General features: G+C 69.0%; 20 protein-coding genes. 6 read left to right on the forward strand and 14 right to left on the reverse strand.

Going from position 1 to position 21,257, the window contains the following annotated elements:
- Nucleotides 1–56 precede the first annotated feature (56 nt).
- Complete coding sequence (locus tag LYSHEL_RS02225) at nucleotides 57–1,262, reverse strand: App1 family protein phosphatidate phosphatase (RefSeq protein ID WP_213435413.1); 1,206 nt, start codon at nucleotides 1,260–1,262, stop codon at nucleotides 57–59.
- Complete coding sequence (locus tag LYSHEL_RS02230) at nucleotides 1,259–2,602, reverse strand: formimidoylglutamate deiminase (protein WP_213435414.1); 1,344 nt, start codon at nucleotides 2,600–2,602, stop codon at nucleotides 1,259–1,261. Before LYSHEL_RS02230 ends, LYSHEL_RS02225 begins: the two co-directional genes overlap by 4 nt.
- Before the next feature lie 66 nt (nucleotides 2,603–2,668).
- Here LYSHEL_RS02230 and hutI point away from each other — a divergent pair, with 66 nt between their 5' ends.
- On the forward strand, nucleotides 2,669–3,898 hold the full coding sequence (gene hutI, locus LYSHEL_RS02235) for an imidazolonepropionase (protein ID WP_213435415.1): 1,230 nt from the start codon (nucleotides 2,669–2,671) through the stop codon (nucleotides 3,896–3,898).
- Between the two features lie 17 nt (nucleotides 3,899–3,915).
- Nucleotides 3,916–5,085, forward strand: a complete 1,170-nt coding sequence (locus LYSHEL_RS02240) for a dipeptidase (protein ID WP_213435416.1) — start codon at nucleotides 3,916–3,918, stop codon at nucleotides 5,083–5,085.
- Nucleotides 5,086–5,149: 64 nt separating this feature from the next.
- Here the strand turns inward: LYSHEL_RS02240 and LYSHEL_RS02245 are convergent, their stop codons facing one another.
- The 4 genes from LYSHEL_RS02245 to gltX form a co-directional block, all read right to left on the reverse strand.
- Nucleotides 5,150–5,344 (reverse strand): 30S ribosomal protein THX, encoded by a 195-nt coding sequence (locus LYSHEL_RS02245; protein ID WP_213435417.1) that lies wholly within the window; start codon nucleotides 5,342–5,344, stop codon nucleotides 5,150–5,152.
- Nucleotides 5,345–5,441: 97 nt separating this feature from the next.
- A complete protein-coding gene (locus tag LYSHEL_RS02250) occupies nucleotides 5,442–5,849 on the reverse strand; it encodes a MerC domain-containing protein (protein WP_213435418.1) in 408 nt (135 codons plus the stop codon).
- Between the two features lie 68 nt (nucleotides 5,850–5,917).
- Nucleotides 5,918–6,409, reverse strand: a complete 492-nt coding sequence (locus LYSHEL_RS02255; protein ID WP_213435419.1) for a transcriptional repressor — start codon at nucleotides 6,407–6,409, stop codon at nucleotides 5,918–5,920.
- A 9-nt stretch (nucleotides 6,410–6,418) separates the two neighbouring features.
- Nucleotides 6,419–7,825, reverse strand: a complete 1,407-nt coding sequence (gltX, locus tag LYSHEL_RS02260; protein WP_213435420.1) for a glutamate--tRNA ligase — start codon at nucleotides 7,823–7,825, stop codon at nucleotides 6,419–6,421.
- A gap of 83 nt (nucleotides 7,826–7,908) precedes the next feature.
- On the opposite strand from gltX, the gene LYSHEL_RS02265 reads away from it, so the two are divergent.
- Entirely contained in the window at nucleotides 7,909–8,634 is a 726-nt protein-coding gene (locus LYSHEL_RS02265) for a UDP-2,3-diacylglucosamine diphosphatase (RefSeq protein ID WP_213435421.1), read from the forward strand.
- On the opposite strand, the gene LYSHEL_RS02270 is transcribed toward LYSHEL_RS02265, so the two are convergent.
- Genes LYSHEL_RS02270 through serA form a run of 6 tightly spaced genes read right to left on the reverse strand, consistent with a single transcriptional unit; the run spans nucleotide 8,631 to nucleotide 15,530 of the window.
- A complete protein-coding gene (locus LYSHEL_RS02270; RefSeq protein WP_213435422.1) occupies nucleotides 8,631–9,455 on the reverse strand; it encodes a ferritin-like domain-containing protein in 825 nt (274 codons plus the stop codon). The genes LYSHEL_RS02265 and LYSHEL_RS02270 overlap by 4 nt on opposite strands.
- A gap of 4 nt (nucleotides 9,456–9,459) precedes the next feature.
- Entirely contained in the window at nucleotides 9,460–10,932 is a 1,473-nt protein-coding gene (purF, locus tag LYSHEL_RS02275; protein WP_213435423.1) for an amidophosphoribosyltransferase, read from the reverse strand.
- A 36-nt stretch (nucleotides 10,933–10,968) separates the two neighbouring features.
- Nucleotides 10,969–11,994, reverse strand: coding sequence for an SPOR domain-containing protein (locus LYSHEL_RS02280; protein ID WP_213435424.1), 1,026 nt, complete (start codon nucleotides 11,992–11,994; stop codon nucleotides 10,969–10,971).
- Nucleotides 11,995–12,032: 38 nt separating this feature from the next.
- Nucleotides 12,033–13,319 carry a bifunctional tetrahydrofolate synthase/dihydrofolate synthase gene (gene folC / locus LYSHEL_RS02285; RefSeq protein ID WP_213435425.1) on the reverse strand — a complete coding sequence of 429 codons (1,287 nt, stop codon included), beginning with the start codon at nucleotides 13,317–13,319 and terminating at the stop codon, nucleotides 12,033–12,035.
- A complete protein-coding gene (locus LYSHEL_RS02290) occupies nucleotides 13,319–13,963 on the reverse strand; it encodes a histidine phosphatase family protein (RefSeq protein WP_213435426.1) in 645 nt (214 codons plus the stop codon). The genes folC and LYSHEL_RS02290 overlap by 1 nt, the downstream gene beginning before the upstream one ends.
- A gap of 4 nt (nucleotides 13,964–13,967) precedes the next feature.
- Nucleotides 13,968–15,530 (reverse strand): phosphoglycerate dehydrogenase, encoded by a 1,563-nt coding sequence (gene serA / locus LYSHEL_RS02295; protein WP_213435427.1) that lies wholly within the window; start codon nucleotides 15,528–15,530, stop codon nucleotides 13,968–13,970.
- A gap of 183 nt (nucleotides 15,531–15,713) precedes the next feature.
- Here serA and LYSHEL_RS02300 point away from each other — a divergent pair, with 183 nt between their 5' ends.
- Entirely contained in the window at nucleotides 15,714–16,115 is a 402-nt protein-coding gene (locus tag LYSHEL_RS02300) for a DUF3224 domain-containing protein (protein WP_213435428.1), read from the forward strand.
- Here LYSHEL_RS02300 and LYSHEL_RS02305 read toward each other — a convergent pair.
- Both LYSHEL_RS02305 and LYSHEL_RS02310 read right to left on the reverse strand, forming a co-directional pair.
- Complete coding sequence (locus tag LYSHEL_RS02305) at nucleotides 16,094–16,597, reverse strand: SgcJ/EcaC family oxidoreductase (protein ID WP_244858633.1); 504 nt, start codon at nucleotides 16,595–16,597, stop codon at nucleotides 16,094–16,096. The genes LYSHEL_RS02300 and LYSHEL_RS02305 overlap by 22 nt on opposite strands.
- A 104-nt stretch (nucleotides 16,598–16,701) precedes the next feature.
- The gene (locus LYSHEL_RS02310) at nucleotides 16,702–18,846 is read right to left on the reverse strand and encodes a S46 family peptidase (protein WP_244858635.1); all 2,145 of its coding nucleotides are present in this window, start codon (nucleotides 18,844–18,846) and stop codon (nucleotides 16,702–16,704) included.
- Between the two features lie 183 nt (nucleotides 18,847–19,029).
- Here LYSHEL_RS02310 and tdh point away from each other — a divergent pair, with 183 nt between their 5' ends.
- Both tdh and kbl read left to right on the forward strand, forming a co-directional pair.
- Complete coding sequence (tdh, locus tag LYSHEL_RS02315; RefSeq protein WP_213437518.1) at nucleotides 19,030–20,052, forward strand: L-threonine 3-dehydrogenase; 1,023 nt, start codon at nucleotides 19,030–19,032, stop codon at nucleotides 20,050–20,052.
- 5 nt (nucleotides 20,053–20,057) lie between these two features.
- Nucleotides 20,058–21,251 (forward strand): glycine C-acetyltransferase, encoded by a 1,194-nt coding sequence (kbl, locus tag LYSHEL_RS02320; RefSeq protein ID WP_213435429.1) that lies wholly within the window; start codon nucleotides 20,058–20,060, stop codon nucleotides 21,249–21,251.
- The last annotated feature ends 6 nt before the right edge of the window (nucleotides 21,252–21,257 follow it).

The following is a 21,257-nucleotide window of genomic DNA, read 5'->3' on the forward strand; positions in this document are numbered from 1 at the left end:
GTGGGCTGCAAGGGAAGCAACGCTGCGGGCCCGGGCGAGCGGCCGTGGCGTGCGCGCTATTTCGCCTTCGCCTGATCGACGGTCTCGTCGACCGCGGCTGCGTTGACTGTCGGCCGCGCGGCATCCTTGCGCACTTCCGCGACGATGCCGGGGATCGCCGCCGGATCGATCAAGCCCAGCGTCGCTGCATGCTCGGCGATCGCCACGCTGTCGGACACGCGCAGCATCGGGACCTTCGTGCCGGCGACTTTCCCGATCCAGGCGTCCACGCCGGTGTCGAGCAGGCTGTCGCGATCCGGATCCACGTCGCGGATGTAGATCGCCGCGATGCGCTCTTCGCCGAACTCCTGCGCGGCGGCCGCATACAACTCGGCGTCCTGCTGGCCGGAATCGCCCAGCAGCACCCAGCGCAGGTGCGGCATGCGATCGAACAGCGTCCGCGCACGCTCGAGCTTGTGCGCATGCCCCGGCGTCTTGAGGAACTTGCCGACATCGGTGCCGAGGTCGCGCAGGAACATCGGGCCCGGCGGGATCGCGTTGAGCGCGAGGAAATCCTCCAGCAGGTCGTACAGGTTCCAGGGCGAACTGGAGACATAGAAGATCGGATTGCGTCCCGCGTTGTCGACGCCCGCCTGCAGCGCGGCGTACAGCTTCGCCACGCCGAGCAACGGCTTGCGCGTGCGGGCGTTGCCGAGGAACACGAGCTGCGCGGCGGTCTTCCAGTCGGTGATGCTGCTTTGCAGGATCGTGTCGTCGATATCCGACAGGATGCCGATGCGCGCGGAGGGCAACACCTGCAGCACCGGCTGCGGGGTTTCGAGCGTGCCATCGGCCAGCGTGATGCGCGCCTCTGCCCACAACGCGTCGACCGGCGGCGTGCGCGGCACCAGCGTCGCCGCGTAATAGCCTTCGTGGTCGGTATGGAACTCGGCGCTCGCATCCTGGAATTGCGCGCGCATCGCGACGTTCGGCACTTCGTCGGTATCGAAGCGGCGATACGTGTTGGCGAGGTTGTCCCACCAGTCGTCGTGTTCGCCGGGGCCGCCGAGCGGCGGGCGCGCGAGCACGCGGCCCAGCAGTTCGACGCCATGCGCATCGGCGAACGTGCGATACGCGGCGATGTGTTGCGGCTGGTGCCGGTTGAAGCGCGTGTTGTATTTGTTGAACGCGGCATCGACGAGGTCGTCGCCGCGGATCACGCCCTGGGCGAGGTGTTGCGCGAGGCGCGCACGCCAGCCCGGCTTCGGCGCGGGATCGCTCAAGCCATCAGCGCCTGCATCGCGGCGCGGAATCCGGTGGCGATGCGTTCGGCGTCGCGATGGCGACCATCGCTGACGACCTGCGCGCCCGCGACATGCACCTCGCGCACCAGCGGGCGGTTGCCGCTGAAGATCCAGCGATCGACGGTGTCCGCAACGGTGGCGCCGGTGAGTTGCGGCGCGTCGCGATCGAGCACCAGCCAGTCCGCGCCCGCGCCTGCGTAGAAACAGCCGATCGCCTGGCCGGTCGCGGGTTCCGCGCTCGCGCACACGTCGTGCAGCAGCGATTCGCCGACGCTGTCCGACGCCGTGCCCACCGCGATGTTGCGATGGTGCGAGATCAGTCGCTGGCCATATTCGGCCCAGCGCAGTTCTTCGACCGGCGAAACGGAGATGTGCGAATCCGATCCGATGCCCCAGCTGCCGCCCGCTTCCAGGAACGCGCGCAGCGGGAACAGGCCGTCGCCGAGGTTCGCTTCCGTCGTCGGGCACAACGCAACGGTGGCGCCGGTGGCCGCGAGCGCGCGCACTTCCTTCGCGTCGAGGTGCGTGGCGTGCACGAGCGTCCAGCCACGGCCGACATCGGCGTTGGCGAGCAACCATTCGACCGGGCGTGCGCCGCGCAACGCGAGGCAGTCCTGCACTTCGCCCACTTGCTCGGCGATGTGGATGTGGATCGGTGTGTCCGACGGCAACGCAGCGAGCACGGTGCGCATCGCTTCGTGCGGCACGGCGCGCAGGCTGTGCAGCGCGATGCCGGTGCGCACGCTGTCGTCGTCGTCCGCGCGCAGCGTTTCGAACAGGCGCAGGAACGCATCGACGTCGTGCCCGAAGCGCCGCTGGCGCTCGGCGAGCGCCCGGCCGTCGAAACCGCCGGTCATGTAGAGCACGGGCAGCAGCGTGAGCCGGATGCCGGTGTCGCGCGCGGCGCGGACCAGCGCGCGCGACATCGCGGCGGGATCGGCGTACGGGCGGCCGTCAGGCGCGTGGTGCAGGTAGTGGAATTCGCAGACGGTGGTGTAGCCGGACTCGAGCATCTCGACGTAGAGCTGCGAGGCCACGGCATGCAGCGTGTCGGGGTCGAAGCGCGCGGCGAAGCGGTACATCGTGTCGCGCCAGGTCCAGAACGAGTCTTCCGGGTTGGTGCGGCGCTCGGCCATGCCGGCCATCGCGCGCTGGAAGGCGTGCGAGTGCAGGTTGGCGATGCCGGGCAGGACGATCCCCGCGCTTTCGCTGGGCTGGGCCGCCATGCGTTCGACGATGCGGCCGTCGGCATGGGTGAAACCGGCGTCGGTGCGCCAGCCGCCGGGGGTCCAGAGGCGTTCCGCGTCGAGGGTCTGCATGCCCGGCATTCTGCCCCGCCGCGACGGGCAATGCGAACGACGGCTGGGGCCCTACAATCGCGAACGATGACCGACCTCCGCGACGCTCCCTTCGATGGCCTGCTGCTCGGCGCGCACCTGGCGACGCTGGACGGCGCGCAGGCGTATGGCGCGGTGGAAGACGGTGCGCTGGCCTGGCGTGATGGGCGCATTGCGTTCGTCGGTCCGCGCAGTGCGTTGCCGGCGGATGCCGTGGGCAGCGCGCGCGAGGTGATCGAAGCCGATGGGTGGGTCACGCCGGCGCTCGTCGATTGCCATACGCACCTGGTGTTCGCGGGCGATCGTGCGCGCGAGTTCGAACTGCGGTTGCAGGGCGCCACGTACGAGGAGATCGCGCGGGCTGGTGGCGGCATCCTGTCCACGGTGCGTGCGACGCGGGCGGCGGATGACGATGCGTTGTTCGCGGCCTCGCTGCCGCGCGCGCAGGCCTTGCTGCGCGATGGCGTGGCGACGGTGGAAATCAAGTCGGGCTACGGGCTCGACTTCGAGACCGAGCGCCGGATGTTGCGCGTGGCGCGACGCATCGGTGAAACGCTCGGCATCACGGTGCGCACCACGTATCTCGCCGCGCATGCGTTGCCGCCGGAATTCAAGGACGACGCGGACGGTTACGTCGATGCGTTGGTCGAATGGATGCCACGACTGCATGCGGAAGCCCTGGTCGACGCGGTCGATGCGTTCTGCGAAGGCATCGGGTTTTCGCCCGCGCAGGTGCGGCGCGTGTTCGAGGCGGCGCGCGCGCTCGGCGTGCCGGTGAAACTGCACGCCGATCAGCTGAGCGACCTGGGCGGCGCGGCGCTCGCGGCGGAATTCGGCGGCCTGTCCGCGGACCACGTCGAACACACGAACGACGCCGGCGTGCGCGCGATGGCCGCGCACGGCACGGTCGCGGTGTTGCTGCCGGGCGCCTTCCACGTGCTGCGCGATACCAGGCTGCCGCCGATCGAGGCCTTCCGCGCGCACGGCGTGCCGATGGCCGTGGCGACCGATTGCAATCCCGGCACCTCGCCGTTGTTGTCGCTGCGCCAGGCGATGCAGCTGGCCTGCACGCATTTCCGCCTCACGCCGGAAGAAGCCCTGCGCGGCGCCACCGTGCATGCGGCACGTGCGCTCGGCCTGCCCGATCGCGGCGTGCTGCGCGTCGGTGCGCGCGCCGACTTCGTGCGCTGGCGCGTCCAACATCCCGCCGAGCTGTGCTATTGGCTCGGCGGACACCTCGCGGAGGCCGTGCATGTCGCCGGCCGCCGGATTCCCTGATCCCAAGGAGCCCAAGCATGCGTCGTTCCGCCCTCGCCCTCCTCCCGCTGCTCGTCGCCGGCGTCGTGCACGCGCAGGACGCCGCGCACAAGCTCGCGGACGACGCGATCATCGTCGACACGCACATCGACGCCCCCGAACGCCTCGTCTCGCACTGGGACGACCTGGGCCTGTCGGCGCCGACGAAGGAGTTCGACTATCCGCGCGCGCGGGCCGGCGGCCTGGATGTCGCCTTCATGTCGATCTACACCTCGCCGGAGGAAGACGTCGCGGGCACGGCGTGGCAGGTCGCGAACACGCAGATCGACCACGTCGAGGCGATGGTGCAGCGGCATCCGGACAAGTTCGCGATCGTGACGTCGCCCAAGGACGTCGAACGCCTGCGCCAGGGCGGCCACGTGCTGCTCGCGCTGGGCATGGAGAACGGCGCGCCGATCGGCGACGACCTGAAGAAGCTGGCGGAATTCCAGGCGCGCGGCGTCCGCTACATCACGCTCGCGCACGGCGAGGACAACCGCATCGCCGACTCCTCGTACGTCGACACGGCGAAGTGGCACGGCCTGAGCCCCTTCGGCGAACAGGTGGTCAAGGAAATGAACCGCCTCGGCATCATGGTCGACGTCTCGCACGTCTCCGACGATACGGTGCGCGACGTGCTCGCGCTGACCGACGTGCCGGTGATCGCGTCGCATTCGGGCCTGCGCCACTTCACGCCGGCGTTCGAGCGCAATTTGTCCGACGACCTCGCAAAGGCCATCGCGAAGGAAGGCGGCGTGGTGCAGCTGACGTTCGGTACGGTGTTCCTCGACGCCAAGCTGGGCGCGGCCACCATGGAACGCCGCCGCCACGTGTCGCAGATGAAGCTGGCCGGCAAATCGCAGGCGGAGATCGATGCGTACGCCAAGCAATGGGGCGTCGAGAACCCCACGCCCGTGGTGCACGTGGACCGCGTGCTCGACATCATCGATTACGCGGTGAAGCTGGTCGGCATCGACCACGTGGGCATCGGGTCGGATTTCGACGGCGTGGATGGCGAGCTGCCGGAAGAACTGAAGTCGGTGGCGGACTATCCCGTGATCGTCGCCGGGCTGCAGAAGCGCGGCTACAAGGACGCGGACATCCGCAAGATCCTCGGCGGGAACCTGCTGCGTGTGTGGGCCGCGGTGGAGGCGGCCGGCAAGCCCTGATTTCCCCGGTGCAACAAAAAAGCCCCGCGATGCGGGGCTTTTTTTTCGAACGTCGCGGAAGGGATTACTCCTTCGCGCCGGCCTTCTTCGCCACGACCTTCTTCGCCGGGGCCTTGGCCACGGTGGTCTTGGTGGCGGTCTTCTTCACCACCGGCGCCGTCGTCGTGCCGGCAGCCTTGGCCGCGACGTGCGAACGCGCGTTGCCGTAGCTGGCGTTGTAGCGCTTGCCCTTGGCGGTCTTGCGGTCGCCCTTGCCCATGTGCGTTGCTCCTGGTGCTGTATTCGTGATGGATATCTGCGCGCTGGCCGCGCGCGAGGGCGCAAAGCCTAGCAGATCGACGCGGTGCGCAGGCGGATCAGTGCGCGCAGCTGGCGTCGTGGATGTGCACCAGCCGCAGGTTGGCCAGGTGCGCCAGCCCCACGAGCGTGCCGCCGCAGGTCATCACCAGCGCATGCGCGACCAGGTGCTCGTGCAGCGGCGGGTAGAGGATGGCGCTCCACAGGATCGTGAGGCCCGCAGCCAGCAGGCCGAGTGCGCGCACGGCGCCGTGCTTGCGATAGCCCCAGTAGACGCTCGCAAAGCCCAGCAACGTAGCGAATGCCACGAAGCCGCGCTCGAACCCTTCGCCCAGCCAGTTGCCGATGCCCAACGCCGGCAGCAGCGCGATGGCCAGCGGCAGCAACGCGCAATGCACCGCGCACGCCAGCGAACCGGCGGCGCCGAAGCGATCGAGCAGGCGATGGGAGCGGGCGGCAGGGGACATCGGGGGGCGGGCGGCGGCGGAAGTGGAACTTTATAACATTCCGCGTCGAAATCCCGTCACGACCCCGTTCAGCTGGATTCGAGGGCCCGGCAGGCCTGGCAGACCCCATGGACTTCCAGGGTCTGCGCCTGGGGGGCGAAGCCCAGCGCCCGGGCGGAGGCGTCCAGCGCGGACACGATGCTGTCGTCCTCCAGCTCCGTCGCCGAATGGCACGCATCGCAGATCAGGAACGGCACGGCGTGCGCTTCGCCGCCGGGATGGTGGCAGCCCACGTAGGCGTTGATCGACGAGAGTTTGTGGATGAAGCCGTGCTCGAGGAGGAAGTCGAGGGCGCGATACACCGTGGGCGGCGCGGTCGCGTCGTGCGTGGCCTTCATCCGGTCGAGCAGTTCGTAGGCCTTCACCGGGCGGCCCGCATCGGCGATCAGGCGCAGCGCGTTGGCGCGGATCGGCGTCAGGCGCAGGCCACGCGCTTCGCACGCGCGCTCCACCTCGTGCACGAACGCATCGGCGTCGTGGACGTGGTGGTGCGGATCGGTGCAGGGAGCGTGGTGGCCCATGGGTTCGATCTAGTCCCCGGCCGGCACTTTTGCAAGGGCGGCATCGATGCGGCGCAGGGCCTCGTCGCGGCCTGCGAGGTACACGGTGTGCGAGATATCGGGGCTCACCTGCGTGCCGGTGATGGCCACGCGCAGCGGCTGCGCAACCTTCCCCATGCCGATGCCGAGCGCATCGGCGGCGGCATGCAGCGCAACGCCCACGTTTTCCGCGGACCACGTGTCCAGCGCTTCCAGGCGCGTGCGCGCTTCCGCCAGCGGTGCGCGCGCGGCGGCGTTGAGATGCTTGGCGACCGCCGCATCGTCGTATTGCGTGAGCGGACCGAACCACACCGCCGCGCGTTCCGCCATGTCCTTCAGCGTCTGCACGCGATCGCGCAACGCCACGACGAGGTCGGCCGGCGACGGACCCGCGGCGAGGTCGTAGCCCTGCGCGCGCAGGTGCCATTCCAGGTGCTTGCCCACTTCGACCGGATCGTCCGACTTCAGGTACTGCTGGTTGAGCCAGCCGAGCTTGGCGGCATCCAGGCGCGAGGCCTTCGCGTTGACGTCGCGCAGGTCGAACAGCTGCGTCATTTCCGGGATCGAGAAGATCTCCTGGTCGCCGTGCGACCACCCCAGCCGCACGAGGTAATTGAGCAGCGCGTGCGGCAGATACCCGGCATCGCGGTACTGCATGACATCCGCCGCGCCCGTGCGCTTGGACAGCTTGGCGCCCTGCTCGTCCAGGATCATCGGCAGGTGCGCGAAATGCGGCACGGGCTTGCCCAGCGCGCGATAGATGTTTATCTGTCGCGGCGTGTTGTTGACGTGGTCGTCGCCGCGCACGACGTCGCTGATGTCCATGTCGATGTCGTCGACGACGACGGCGAAGTTGTACGTCGGATAGCCGTCGGAGCGGAAGATCACCAGGTCGTCGAGTTCGCCGTTGGCGAATTCGATGCGGCCCTTGACCTTGTCGTCCCACGCCACGACGCCGTCGAGCGGATTCTTGAAACGGATGACGCGGTTGGGATCGTCGCGAAAGCCCACGTTCTGTTCGCGATACGCGCCGTTGTAGCGCGGCTTGTCGTTGGCGGCCATCGCGGCTTCGCGCATGGCTTCCAGTTCCGCCTTCGTCTCGTACGCGTAGTACGCGGTCCCGTCGGCGACCATCTGCTCGGCGACTTCGCGATAGCGGTCCAGGCGCGCGGTCTGGTAGACCGGGCCTTCGTTGTAATCCAGACCCAGCCAGTCCATCGCTTCCAGGATCGCGTCGATGGCGGCCTGCGTGCTGCGCTCGCGGTCGGTGTCTTCGACGCGCAGGATGAAATCGCCGCCGTGGCGCCGCGCTTCCAGCCAGCAGTACAGCGCGGTGCGCGCGCCGCCGATGTGCAGGTAACCGGTGGGACTGGGGGCGAAACGGGTGCGGACGGCCATGGGCGCGCGAGTTCGAACGGGAATGGCCGGCGATTTTACGCGAGCGCGCCCACCTCCGCCGGGCGCCCCACTAGAATGGCCGTATGCCTGCGTTGTTCATTTCCGACCTCCACCTCGATGCGGAGCGTCCCGCCATCACCGACCTGTTCGGCCGCTTCCTGGCCGATGAGGCGCGTGGCGCCGATGCGCTGTACATCCTCGGCGACCTGTTCGAAGCCTGGGTGGGGGACGACGATCCCTCCGACGTCGGCGCGTTCGTCGCCGACCGCCTGGCCACGCTGACGCGCGCGGGGACGCCCGTGTTCTTCCTGCGCGGCAACCGCGATTTCCTCGTCGGCGACCGCTTCGCGCGCCGCGCGCGCATGCACATCCTCCCGGATCCGGCGGTCGTGCTGCTCGAGGGCACGCCCACGCTGCTGATGCACGGCGACCTGCTGTGCACCGACGACGTGAAGTACCAGGCCTTCCGCGCGCAGACGCGCGATCCGCACTGGCAGGCGCAGTTCCTCGCGCAGCCGCTGGCGGCGCGGCTCGCGTTCGCGCAACAGGCGCGCGCGGCGAGCAAGGCGCACCAGGGCGGGTTGCAGCAGCAAGGCTTGATGGAAGCGATCACCGATGTTGCGCCGGCCACCGTCGACGCCACGCTCGCGCGCTTCGGCATCGGCAAGCTCATCCACGGGCACACGCATCGTCCCGCGGTGCACGACGAGCCCAATGGCACGCGCATCGTGCTGGGCGACTGGTACGAACAAGGCTCGGTGTTGCGCGTGGATCGCGACGGCGCGCAGTTGTCGTCGCTCGCCGCCTAGGGTTTGCGTTCGCGCGCTTCGGCGTCCAGCGCGAGCAGTGCTGCCAGTTCTTCCGGATCGAAACCCGCTTCGGCCCGCGCTTCCAGGTTGAACGGGCCATAGAGCACGGGACGCGCGTATTGCGCGAGCAGGTGCGCGAACGTCGCGCGCGGCTCGCGGCCGTGCAGTTCGCAGCACCAGCGGAACCAGCGCGAGCCCGCGGCCACGTGCCCCACTTCCTCGCGCAGGATGACCTCGAGGATGTCGGCGGTCGCATCGTCGCCGAGCGAACGCAGCTTCACGATCATGCCGGGTGTGACATCCAGGCCGCGCGCTTCCAGCACGCGCGGCACCAGCGCCATGCGCGCGAGCGCGTCGTGCGCGGTTTTTTCCGCCATTTCCCACAAGCCGTTGTGCGCGTCGAAGTCGCCGTAGTCGTGGCCGAACTCGCGCAGGCGCGCGCGCAGCATCGCGAAGTGCCGCGCTTCGTCCGCCGCCACGCCGATCCAGTCGGCGTAATACGCCGCGGGAAACGTGCGGAAGCGATACACCGCGTCCCACGCCAGGTCGATCGCGTTGAACTCGATGTGCGCCACCGCGTGGATGAAGGCGGCGCGGCCTTCGTCGCTGCCGAAGCCGCGGCGCGGCAGGTCGCGCGGCGGCACCAGGCGCGGGCGTTCGGGACGGCCCGGCATGCGGATCGGATCGGGTTCGCGCTCGTCTTCGAGCGTGGCGAACTTGCCGTCGGCGAAATCGGCGGCGGCCTGCGCGGTGCGCGCGAGCTTGTCTTCCGGCGTCGCCGCATCCAGGCACGCCTTCGCCGCATCGAACAGCGAAGCCATGGCGTCAGGACGCGACGCGGCGTTTCTTTTTGGCGTCGTCGGAACGCAGCTTGCTGATGCGCTCGAAGTAATCCGGATCGATGCCCGTCACGTATTCGCCGCTGAAGCACGAGCTGTCGAAGCGCTTGCCCGGATGCTTCGGGCCGGCAACGGCGGTTTCGAGATCCGCCAGGTCCTGGTAGATCAGCCAGTCGCAGCCGAGCAGCTGTTCGATTTCCGCTTCGGTGCGGTTGTGCGCGATGAGTTCGTCGGGCGACGGCATGTCGATGCCGTAGATGTTCGGGAAGCGCACCGGCGGCGCGGCGGACGCCAGGTACACCTTCTTGGCGCCGGCGTCGCGCGCCATCTGCACGATCTGGCGCGAGGTGGTGCCGCGCACGATGGAGTCGTCCACCAGCAGCACGTTGCGGCCGCGGAATTCCAGCGGGATCGGGTTGAGCTTGCGCTTCACCGATTTCACGCGCTCGCCCTGCCCCGGCATGATGAAGGTGCGGCCGACGTAGCGGTTCTTGATGAAGCCTTCGCGGTACTTCACGCCGAGCGTGCTGGCGATTTCCAGCGCGGAATCGCGCGAGGTGTCGGGGATCGGGATGACGACGTCGATGTCGTGGTCCGGGCGCAGGCGCAGGATCTTCTCGCCCAGCGTCACGCCCATGCGCATGCGCGCCTTGTGCACGGAGATGTCGTCGATCATCGAGTCCGGGCGCGCGAAGTACACGTATTCGAAGATGCAGGGCGTCGCGCCTTCCGGTGCGGCGCATTGCCTGGCGAACAGTTCGCCGCGCGCGGTGATCACCAGCGCTTCGCCCGGCGCGACGTCGCGCACGCGTTCGAAGCCGAGCACGTCGAGCGCGACGGATTCGGACGCAACCATCCATTCGTCGCCGCCCGGCGTGGTGCGCTTGCCGAGCACCAGCGGACGGATGCCGTGCGGATCGCGGAACGCCACCAGGCCGAGGCCGAGCAGCGCGAGGACGACGGCGTAGCCGCCCTTCGCGCGGCGGTTCACGCCTTCCACGGCGCGGAACACGGCGTCGGGCGTGAGCGCCTTCTGCGTGTCCAGTTCGTGCGCGAACACGTTGAGCAGCACTTCCGAATCCGATTCGGTGTTGACGTTGCGGCGGTCCTGTTCGAACACCTCGCGCCGCAGCGCGTCGGTGTTGATGAGGTTGCCGTTGTGCGCCAGCGCGATGCCGTAGGGCGAGTTGACGTAGAAGGGCTGCGCTTCGTCCGAGCCTTCCGAACCGGCCGTGGGATAGCGGCAGTGCGCGATGCCCACGCGCCCTTCGAGCAACAGCATCGAGGCTTCGTCGAACACGTCGCGCACGAGGCCGTTGCCCTTGTGCACGCGCAGCTTGCCGCGGTCGGCGGTGGCGATGCCCGCCGCGTCCTGGCCGCGGTGCTGGAGCACGGTTAGGCCGTCGTAGAGCTGCGCTGCGACTTCCGAGGTTCCGACGATACCGACGATGCCGCACATGGGATGGGGGATTCCTGCGTGTTCTGGCTGGTTGGATCAGGGATGCGGGCGGACGATGCCGTCCATCCCGAGTTTCGACTTGACCTGCGCCTTGAGTTGGTCCGCTTCGGCGCGATTCAACACCGGGCCCACGCGGACGCGGGTGAGGGTGCCCTTGTCGGTGGTGATGCTTTCGGTGAACGCGCTGAAGCCGGCGTTGCGCAGCTTGTCGCGCAGGGCGTTGGCGTCGGCGGCCTTGCTGAAGGCGGCCAGCTGGACGGCGAAGCCGGTGCCGGACGCGGCGGGCGTGGCGGGCGCGGTCGCTGCGGGCTTGGTGGCCGGGGTCGTCGCTGCGGCAACGGTGGTGGTGGGCTTCGGCGGCGTGGCGGCCTTCGGCGCTTCGCGCTCGGCGTCCAGGGCCACGACCTTTGCGCTGACGTCGCTGCGCACGCCGGCGGCCTTCAGGCGCGCGTCCTCGGCCTGCGCGCGGGTGGCGAACGGACCGATGCGCACGCGCTGGAGCGTCTTGCCGGAGACCGTCGCGGATTCGCGATAGCCCGGCAGGTGCGCGGCGCGCAGCGAGGCGGTGACCGAATCGGCGGCAGCCGCGGTGGAGAAGCTGCCGTAGTTGACGGCGTAGTTCCCGCCCGCGGTGGGCGCGGGGTACATCACGCCGGGCGCGGACGGCGGCGGCGTGGTCGGCGCCGGCGCGGTGGCGGCGGCCGAGGCGTCGGGCAGCGCCTGGACCTGGGCGGCCGAGGCGTCGCGCAGCGGCGCGGCGGCGATCGTCGCGGCAGACGCAGGCGGCGTGTCGGGGAGCGCGGCGACGGTCGCGGTGCTCGCGGACGGCGCGGGCGGCGTTGCATCCATGCCAAGCGCGCCATCGGCGGGCGTGGCATCGGGCGCCACGAGCGGCAGGTCGCGGGTTTCCAGGTCGCCGACCGGTGCGCGCGGTGCATCGAGCGGGACGTCGGCGACGCCACTCTCCGGCGCCGGGCCCTGGATCAGCATGGGAAGGAAGATCACGGCCAGCGCGATCAGCACGGCTGCGCCGACGAGGCGCTGTTTCAGTGCAGGTTCCATCGGTGCTCGGGGGACCGGGCGACGTTGCCGGGGCGGAATTATAGACCCCGCCCCTCCTTCGCTTCTGAACCCAGGGCCGCAATTGCTTCGCCGACGGTATGGAAGGAGCCGAAGACGAGCAGGCGATCGCCCGCGACGGCGTCCTTGCGCGCCGCGGCGAGCGCGGTGGCGACCTCGGCATGGCGCGCGCCCGCGGCGGCGGGCGTGCCCTGCAGGCGTTCGGCGAAGGCGTCGACGGGCTGGCCGCGCGGGCCTGCGCCTTCGAGGCCGGCGAGGAACCAGCGATCGATGCGTGGCGCGAGGGCTTCGACGACGCCCCGGGCGTCCTTGTCCCCGAGCGCGGCGTACACGGCGAAGGTGCGTCCGCGGGCCGGCGTCGCCGCCAACCATTCGGCCAGCGCGCGCGCGGCCTGCGGGTTGTGGCCGACGTCGAGGACGACCTCGATGCCATCGCGTTCGATGCGCTGCAGGCGCCCCGCCACCGCCGCTTCGGCGATGCCGTGCGCGAAGGCTTCGCGCGGGATCGCGACGTCGAGCGCGCGCAACGCGGCGATCGCGGTGGCGGCGTTGCGCATCTGCACGGGCGCGGCCAGCGCGGGCGTCGGCAGGTCCAGCGCGAAATTCACTTCGCGCCAGCGCCACGTTTCGGCATCGATCGGTTCGAAGAAGAAATCGCAGTTCGCGCGGATCGCCGAGGCGCCGATGCGATACGCGCGGCCGAGCACGCTCGACGGCGGATCGTCGTCGCCCAGCACCAGCGGTTTCCACGCGCGCGCGATGCCGGCCTTCTCCGCGCCGATCACTTCGCGATCGTTGCCGAGCCAATCCTGGTGGTCGAGGTCGACGGTGGTGATCACGGCCACGTCGGGATCGACGAGGTTCACCGCGTCGAGCCGGCCGCCGAGGCCGACTTCTAGGATCGCCAGGTCCAGTTCGTCCTGCGCGAACAACCACAATGCGGCGAGCGTGCCGTATTCGAAGTACGTCAGTTGGGTGTCGCCGCGTGCAGCTTCCACCGCGTCGAAGGCGTGCACGAGCGCGAGATCGTCCGCGTCGTGGCCGTCGATGCGCACGCGTTCGTTGTAGCGCAGCAAATGCGGCGAGGTGTAGGCGCCCGTGCGCCAGCCGGCGGCGCGCGCGATCGCTTCGATGAACGCGACCGTCGAGCCCTTGCCGTTCGTGCCGGCCACGGTGATCACGTGGCGCGCGGGGCGCGTGAGGCCCATGCGCTCGGCTACGTCGGCCACGCGTTCCAGCCCCATCGCGATGGACTGCGGATGCTGGCGCTCGATGTACGCCAGCCAGTCGTCGAGCGAACGTGCCATCACAGTGCCCGATGCACCGCTTCGCCGAACAACGCCGTGTGGTGCGTGGCGTCGTTCATGCGCACGACGTCGAGGTGCTCGACGTCTGGGCCTTCCAGCAGGTTGAGCGTGGTCGGTGCCTGGCGGAAGGTCCACAGCTTCGACAGCGGAATCCCCAGCACGTGGCACAGCAGCACGCGATTCACCGCGTCGTGCGCAACGACGAGCAGCGTGTCGTGTTCGCCGAGGCCGTCGGCGGCACGCGCCAACGCGGGCCACGCGCGATCGAACACGTGCTGCAGCGATTCGCCTTCGGGCATCAGCACTTCGTGCGGCGCGTGGCGCCACGCGTGCAGGCGATCGGGATCGCGTTCGCGAATCTCGGCGGCAAGCAAGCCCTCCCACGTGCCGTGCGCGATTTCCATCAGGCCGGCGTCCGTCGTGAGGCGCGCGAGGCGGTCGTCGCCCAGCGCAAGTTCCGCCGTGCGCAGCGCGCGCTTCAACGGCGAGGCGACCGCGCGATCGATGTGCACGTGTTGCAGGCGTTCACCGAGGGCACGCGCCTGCGCTTCGCCGACGGGCGACAAGGGAATGTCTTCCTGGCCCTGGTAGCGGCCTTCGGCATTCCACGCGGTTTCGCCGTGGCGGGCGAGCAAGATCTTCATGCGGTCACACCTGCTGGATCGAGAGGACGCCCGGCGTGGTGCGCAGGGCGGCGAGTTGCGAGTCGTCGAGCGGCTGGTCGACGGTGATGGCGGCGCGCGCCTGGCCGTCGCCGGCCGCGCCGAGCGCGAAGTTCACGATGTTGATGCCGGCCGCGCCGAGTTGCGAGCCGACGGTGCCGATCATGCCCGGCCGGTCTTCGTTGCGCAGCAGGAGCACGTGGGCCTGCGGGTCGAATTCGATCTCCACGCCATCCAGGCGCACGACGCGCGGGCCGCGATGCAGGGTGGCTTCGATTTCGCGCGTGCGGCCTTCGCTTTCGACGCGGATGCGCAGGAGGCGATCGAAGCCGTCGCCATCGCCGCCGATCGTTTCGGCCACGACCAGGCCGCGCAGCGCGGCTTCCTGCAACGCGTTCACCGGCGTGACGCGACCCGAATGCGCGCCGAGCAAGGCGGCGACGAGCAGGCGCGTGAGCGGGCGCGTGTCCAGTTGGTCCGTGCGGCCGGCGTAGGTGACGGTGAGCTTCGTCGGCGCGTGCACGAGGCGCGCGGCGAGCCGGCCGAGCGACGACATCAGCGGCATCCACGGCCCCACTTCGCGCGCGGCTTCGGCGGTGAGCGGCGGCAGGTTGACGCAGCCGGCGACCGCGCCGGTGGTGACGAAGTCGATGACCTGGCGCGCGAGGATCGTGCTGACGGCCTGTTGCGCTTCGCTCGTCGAGGCGCCGAGGTGCGGCGTGAGGATGAGCTTGGATTGCGCGCGCAGCGGCGAATCGGCGGGCAGCGGTTCGGTCACGAAGGTATCGAGCGCAGCGCCGGCGAGGTGGCCTTCTTCCAGCAGCTTGAGCAACGCGGCTTCGTCGACGAGCCCGCCGCGCGCGGCGTTGATGAGGTAGGCGCCCGGACGCATCGCGCGCAGGCGCGCTTCGGACAGCAGGTTGGTCGTTTCCTTCGTGCGCGGGATGTGCAGCGTCACGACGTCGGCCCACGCCAGCAGGTCGTCCAGCGTCTTCAGCGGCACGCTGCCCTTCCCGGCCGCCGACGGCGGCAGGAACGGGTCGTACGCGGCCACGTCCATGCCGATGCCCTGCGCCTTGCGCGCGACGGTGCCGCCGATGCGGCCCAGGCCGATGACGCCGAGTTTCTTGCCTTCCAGTTCGAAACCGGTGAGGCCGGCCTTCGGCCATTGCCCGGCCTTCATGCCGGCGTCGGCGCGCGGCACGTGGCGCGCGAGCGCGAACAGCAGCGACAGCGCATGTTCGGCGGCGGCGAGCGTGTTGCCGTCGGGCGCGTTCATCACCGCGATGCCGCGCGCGGTGGCGGCTTCGACATCGATGGTGTCCACGCCGGCGCCGGCGCGGCCGATCACGCGCAGGTGCTTCGCCTGTTCCAGCGCGGACGCGGGCACGGCGGTGGCGGAACGCACGAGCACGGCATCGACGTCGGCGAGCGCGACGGCGAGTTCGGCGGGGTCCTTGATCGGATCGGAGACGGCGACGTCCCAGCCCGCGAGGCGGAACAACTGGAGACCGTCTTCATGGATGCCATCGCAGGCCAGCACTTTCATTCGCACGCTCCTTGGATGAGGGGGCGCGCGGAAACGCATGGCCAGCCGGATCGGAACGGGGCGTCGCGGGCGCGACGCGATGGAACGGTGGAACCAACGGCGTGTCGAGAAAACGGGGCCGGCTGGCATGGGAATCCGCGACGCCCGGAGCCTAACATGGCATCCCCGCAAAGGAGCATCTCCATGGACCAGCAGGCGAAGGGCACGTTCGAAGTGAAGCGCAGTATGGAACCGGGCTGCGACCTGGGCGACGGCGTGGAAGCCGGGCATTTCCGCTTCGACAAGACGTTCGCCGGGCCACTGGAGGCGACCAGCGTGGTGCACATGCTGGCGGTGGGGTCGCCGCAGGCGGGATCGGCCGGTTACGTGGCGGTGGAACGCGTGAAGGGGACGCTGGACGGACGCAGCGGCACGTTCTTCTTCCAGCACAGCGGCGTGATGGACCGCGGCAAGGCAACGCTGGCGTTGAGCGTGGTGCCGGATTCCGGCACCGACGCACTGGCGGGATTGCACGGCACGATGGCCATCGACATCACCGACGGCCAGCACTTCTACACGTTCGATTACGGCTTCCGCGACGCCTGAGCGTTGCTCGCTTCGGGCATGGCCGAGGAATGGTGGCTGGTGATGCGCCACGCGCCGTCTTCGAAGGCGTACGTGTAGGTGTAGCGCGCGTGCGTCTGCGAGCCGTCGCCGAAGGTGAAGGTGTACAGGCCGGCGTCGACCGCCGAATTGCAGCCGAGGAAGACGCGGCGTTCGTCGATGTGGCCCGACGGATGCTTGGCCTGGAAATGCTTGAAGTAATCGAGCTTCTGCTCGCGCGTGTAGCGTGGCACGTCGGAGAGCGTGGGCAGCAGCACCGAGTCGTCGGCGTACAGCGCGACGACCTCCGTGGCCGGCTTGTGTTCCAGCGCTTCTTCCCAGCGATCGAACAATGCGGCCACGCCGGCGTCGTCGATGGGGGCGCAGGTGTTGGCGGCCTGCGGCTGCGAAGCGGGCCTGGTGCAGCCTGGCAGCAAAACAAGCGCGACGACAACGACGCCGGCGCGCATCACGGTGATCAACATCGACGACCCCTCGCATGGCCCGTTGCAGGCCGGTGCGCGAGGCTAGCGCCGGGACTGCGCGTGCGTCATGCAGCACGCGTCCCGGCGCGAACGCGATCGCTCCGTCATTCGGACGGCAGGTTCATTTCCTTCAGCAGGTGCGGCGCGGGATAGACCTTCGCGAGCAGCCAGCGCAGGTAGCGCATGTCGACGTGGATCGCGCGCTTGTAGCGCGGATCGAACATCCAGCTGGCGCTCACCGCTTCCCAGTTGCTGTCGAAGTTCAGGCCGATCAGCTTGCCGTCGGCGTCGAGCACGGGCGAACCGGAATTGCCGCCGGTGGTGTCGAGGTTGGTCATCAGGTCGACGGTCTGTGTCTTGAGGACAGGATCGGCGGTGGTGCCGAAGTCGCCCTTCGCGATCGCGTCGAGCAAGGGCTTCGGTGCGTCGAACGGCGCCTTGCCGGTGTGCTTCTCGACGATGCCCTGCACGGTGGTGAGCGGGCGGTAGTCGATGCCGTCGCGCGGCGACATCGGGCTGATGCGGCCGTAGCTCACGCGCAGCGTGGAGTTGGCATCGGGGTACACGGCGCGGCCCTGCGACTTGCGGTACGCGATGAGCGCGCGCATGTACGCCGGGCGCAGGCGCAGCAGTTCGCCTTCGCGCTGCTTGCTCTCTTCTTCGATGCGCATGTACGCGGGCAGCAGCGCCTTCGCGGCGACGAGCATCGGATCCGGGTCGGTGGCGACATTGGATTCGCGCTGCATCAGCGAGGTGCGCACGGCTTCGTCGCCGAGCTTCGTGCCGGCGTAGAGCGCGTCGAGCTTCGCGGTCACCTGCGCCTGCGTGGTGCCGAACACCTGGTCGAATTCCGGCAGGTGCTGCGCGGCCGGCAAGGCGAGGTACTGGCGCAGCAGGTCGGCGAGGATCGCCTTCTCCACGGTCGGGCTGTAACGACGCTGCACCTGCTTGAGCGTGCCGGCGATCAGCGTTTCGTCGCGCAGCTGGTAGCCGGATTCGCGTTCGGCGTCGGGCTTGGTGCGTTCGATCGCCAGGCGCTGCACGGTGAGTGCGGCACGCAGCACTTGCGTCATCGCGCGGATGGCGCCGACCAGCTGGTCGCGGTCGCGCATCGCCATCGCATTTTTCAGCTGCGCTTGCGCGGCGTCGATGTCGCGGCGCGTGGCGGCGGCGTCGGGTTGCTTGCCGAGCCAGGCGAGCATCGCGGATTCGTCCTGCTGGCGCACGTGGATCGCGTCGCTGCGGCGCAGGCCGTCGAGTTCGCCCTGCGCGCGCTTGAGGTTGTTCTTCAGGCTCTGCACCTGCGAGGCGTAGGCGACCTTCGCGTTCGCGTCGGGCTTGGCGGCGGCGTCGATGGTGCCGATGAGGCCGTCGTACAGCGCGACGCGCGAGGGCAGCTGCCATTCGATCTGGTTCGCGAATTCCGACGCCATGCGGTGGCGGAACGTCACGCCCGGATAGCCGGCGAGCATCGCGAAGTCGCCGTCCTTCACATTGCGCGTGGACACCTGCAGGTGGGCGGGCGGTGCGTACGGCACGTTGTCGGGCGAATAGTCGGCGGGCTTGCCGTCCTTGCCGACGTAGGCGCGCAGCAGCGTGAAGTCGCCGGTGTGGCGCGGCCACACGAAGTTGTCGATTTCGTCGCCGTAGTTGCCTATCGCCTGCGGCGGTGCGTACACCAGGCGGATGTCGCGCAGTTCGAGCTGGCGGATGAGGTAGAAGTCGGTGCCGTAATCCATGTTCGCAACGCTGCAGCGGTAGCCCGCGTCGCTTTCGCACTTGGCGACGGCCTGCTTGGTGGCGGCGTCGATGGCGTCGTAGTACGCCCGGCCCTGCTTCCCGCGCGCGTTGGCGAGGATGGTGTCGGTGATGCGGTCGAAGCCCGTGGTGACGAGCACGCGGTAGTCCGGGCTGGCCGGGAGTTCGCCGGCGCGGTCGGCGGCGATGAAGCCGTTCGCGATGAGGTCGCGGTCGGGCTTGCTGTTGTACTGGATGACGCCGAACGCGACGTGGTGGTTGGTCAGCACCAGGCCGTCCTGCGAGACGAACGCGCCGGTCGCGCCGCCCACCTTCACGACGGCGCTCATCGGCGGCTTCGTCAGGTCGGCGAGGTCCGCCGGGTTGCCCTTGAACCCGGCGGCGCGCAGTTGCGCCGCGATGTCGGGCAGTTGCGAGGGCATCCACATGCCTTCGTCGGCCTGGGCCGAGGCGGAAAGGAGCAGCAGGGACGCAAGGAGCGGTCGGCGCATGGCGGGTCCGGTTGGAGGAATGAAGATGGGAGCGGGGTTCGCGCGTGAACCCGGGACGATACGGGCTCCGTGGCGGCCGTTGCAAAGGACGTCGGTCACGGTCCGCGCGTCACCGGCCGGCCCGGGCCCGCGCCGTATAATCCCGCCCCTCTTTCGCACTCCGCGGCCGCACCGATGACGATGATGAAAGCGCTGGTCAAGCGCGAAGCCGGCAAGGGCATCTGGATGGAAGACGTGCCCGTGCCGGCGCCGGGCCCGAACGAAGTCCTGATCAAGCTGGAAAAGACCGCGATCTGCGGCACCGACCTGCACATCTACCTGTGGGACGAGTGGAGCCAGCGCACGATCAAGCCGGGCCTGGTGATCGGGCACGAGTTCGTGGGCCGAATCGTCGACCTCGGGCCGGGCGTGTCGGGCTATTCGGTGGGCCAGCGCGTGTCGGCCGAAGGCCACATCGTCTGCGGCCATTGCCGCAACTGCCGCGCCGGTCGCCAGCACCTGTGCCCCAACACCGTGGGCATCGGCGTGAACCGCAACGGCGCGTTCGCCGAATACATCGTGATGCCGGCCAGCAACCTGTGGCCCATCCCGGACCAGATCCCGAGCGAGCTGGCCGCGTTCTTCGATCCCTATGGCAACGCGGCGCATTGCGCGCTGGAATTCGACGTGGTCGGCGAAGACGTGCTGATCACCGGCGCCGGCCCGATCGGCATCATCGCCGCGGGTATCTGCAAGCACATCGGTGCGCGCAACGTGGTGGTCACCGACGTCAACGACTTCCGCCTCAAGCTCGCCGCCGACATGGGCGCCACGCGCGTGGTCAACGTCACCAACACGTCGCTGAAGGACGTGATGGCCGACCTGCACATGGAAGGCTTCGACGTGGGCCTGGAGATGAGCGGCAATCCGCGCGCGTTCAACGACATGCTCGATTGCATGTACCACGGCGGCAAGATCGCGATGCTCGGCATCATGCCGAAGGGCGCGGGCGCCGACTGGGACAAGGTGATCTTCAAGGGCCTCACGCTGCAGGGCATCTACGGCCGGCGCATGTACGAGACCTGGTACAAGATGACGCAGCTGGTGCTCGGGGGCTTCCCGCTCGGCAAGGTGCTCACGCACCAGTTGCCGATCGACGAATTCCAGAAGGGCTTCGACCTGATGGAATCGGGCAAGGCCGGCAAGGTCGTGCTGAGCTGGAACTGACGACCATGACGCTGACCTCCCGCTACGCCGCCACGCTCGACGAAATCCGCGAGGCCGGGCTGTTCAAGTCCGAACGCATCATCACCAGCCCGCAGTCGGCGGAGATCACGCTGGAAGACGGGCGCACGGTGCTGAACTTCTGCGCCAACAACTACCTGGGCCTCGCCGACCATCCGGACGTGATCCACGCGGCGAAGGAAGCGCTGGACACGCACGGCTTCGGCATGGCGAGCGTGCGCTTCATCTGCGGCACGCAGGACCTGCACAAGGCACTGGAACGCACGATCTCGGCGTTCTTCGGCACCGAAGACACGATCCTGTACGCGGCGTGCTTCGATGCGAACGGCGGTTTGTTCGAGCCGTTGCTGGACGAGAACGACGCGATCATCTCCGACGCGCTCAACCACGCCTCGATCATCGACGGCGTGCGGCTGTGCAAGGCGAAGCGCTACCGCTACGCCAACTGCGACATGGCCGACCTCGAGGCGCAGCTCAAGCAGGCGAAGGCCGACGGCGCGCGCACGATCATGATCACGTCCGATGGCGTGTTCTCGATGGACGGGTTCATCGCGCCGCTCGACGAGATCACGAGGCTGGCGCAGCAGTACGGCGCGCTGGTGCACATCGACGAATGCCACGCCACCGGCTTCCTCGGGAAGACGGGCCGCGGCTCGGCGGAAGTGAAAGGCGTGATGGAGAAGATCGACATCTTCACCGGCACGCTCGGCAAGGCGATGGGCGGTGCGCTCGGCGGGTTCACGACGGCCAAGCGCGAAGTGATCGAGCTGCTGCGGCAGCGGTCGCGGCCGTACCTGTTCTCCAACTCGCTGCCGCCGCACGTGGTGGCCGCGGGGATCAAGGCGTTCGAGATGCTGGCATCCGCCGGTGAATTGCGCGACACGCTGGCGGAAAACACGAAATACTTCCGCGAGCGCATGACGGCGGCGGGCTTCGACATCAAGCCGGGCGTGCATCCGATTTCGCCGGTGATGCTGTACGACGCGCCGCTGGCGCAGAAGTTCGCGCAGCGGTTGCTGGAGGAAGGGATCTACGCGATCGGGTTCTTCTTTCCGGTCGTGCCCAAGGGCCAGGCGCGCATCCGCACGCAGATCAGCGCAGCGCACACGCGCGAACACCTGGACCGCGCGATCGATGCGTTCGTGCGCATCGGACGCGAACTGGGCGTCATCAAGGCCTGACGGGTT

Origin of the sequence: Lysobacter helvus, from assembly GCF_018406645.1 — a bacterium.
In the GTDB taxonomy this organism is placed as follows: Bacteria; Pseudomonadota; Gammaproteobacteria; order Xanthomonadales; family Xanthomonadaceae; genus Noviluteimonas; species Noviluteimonas caseinilytica.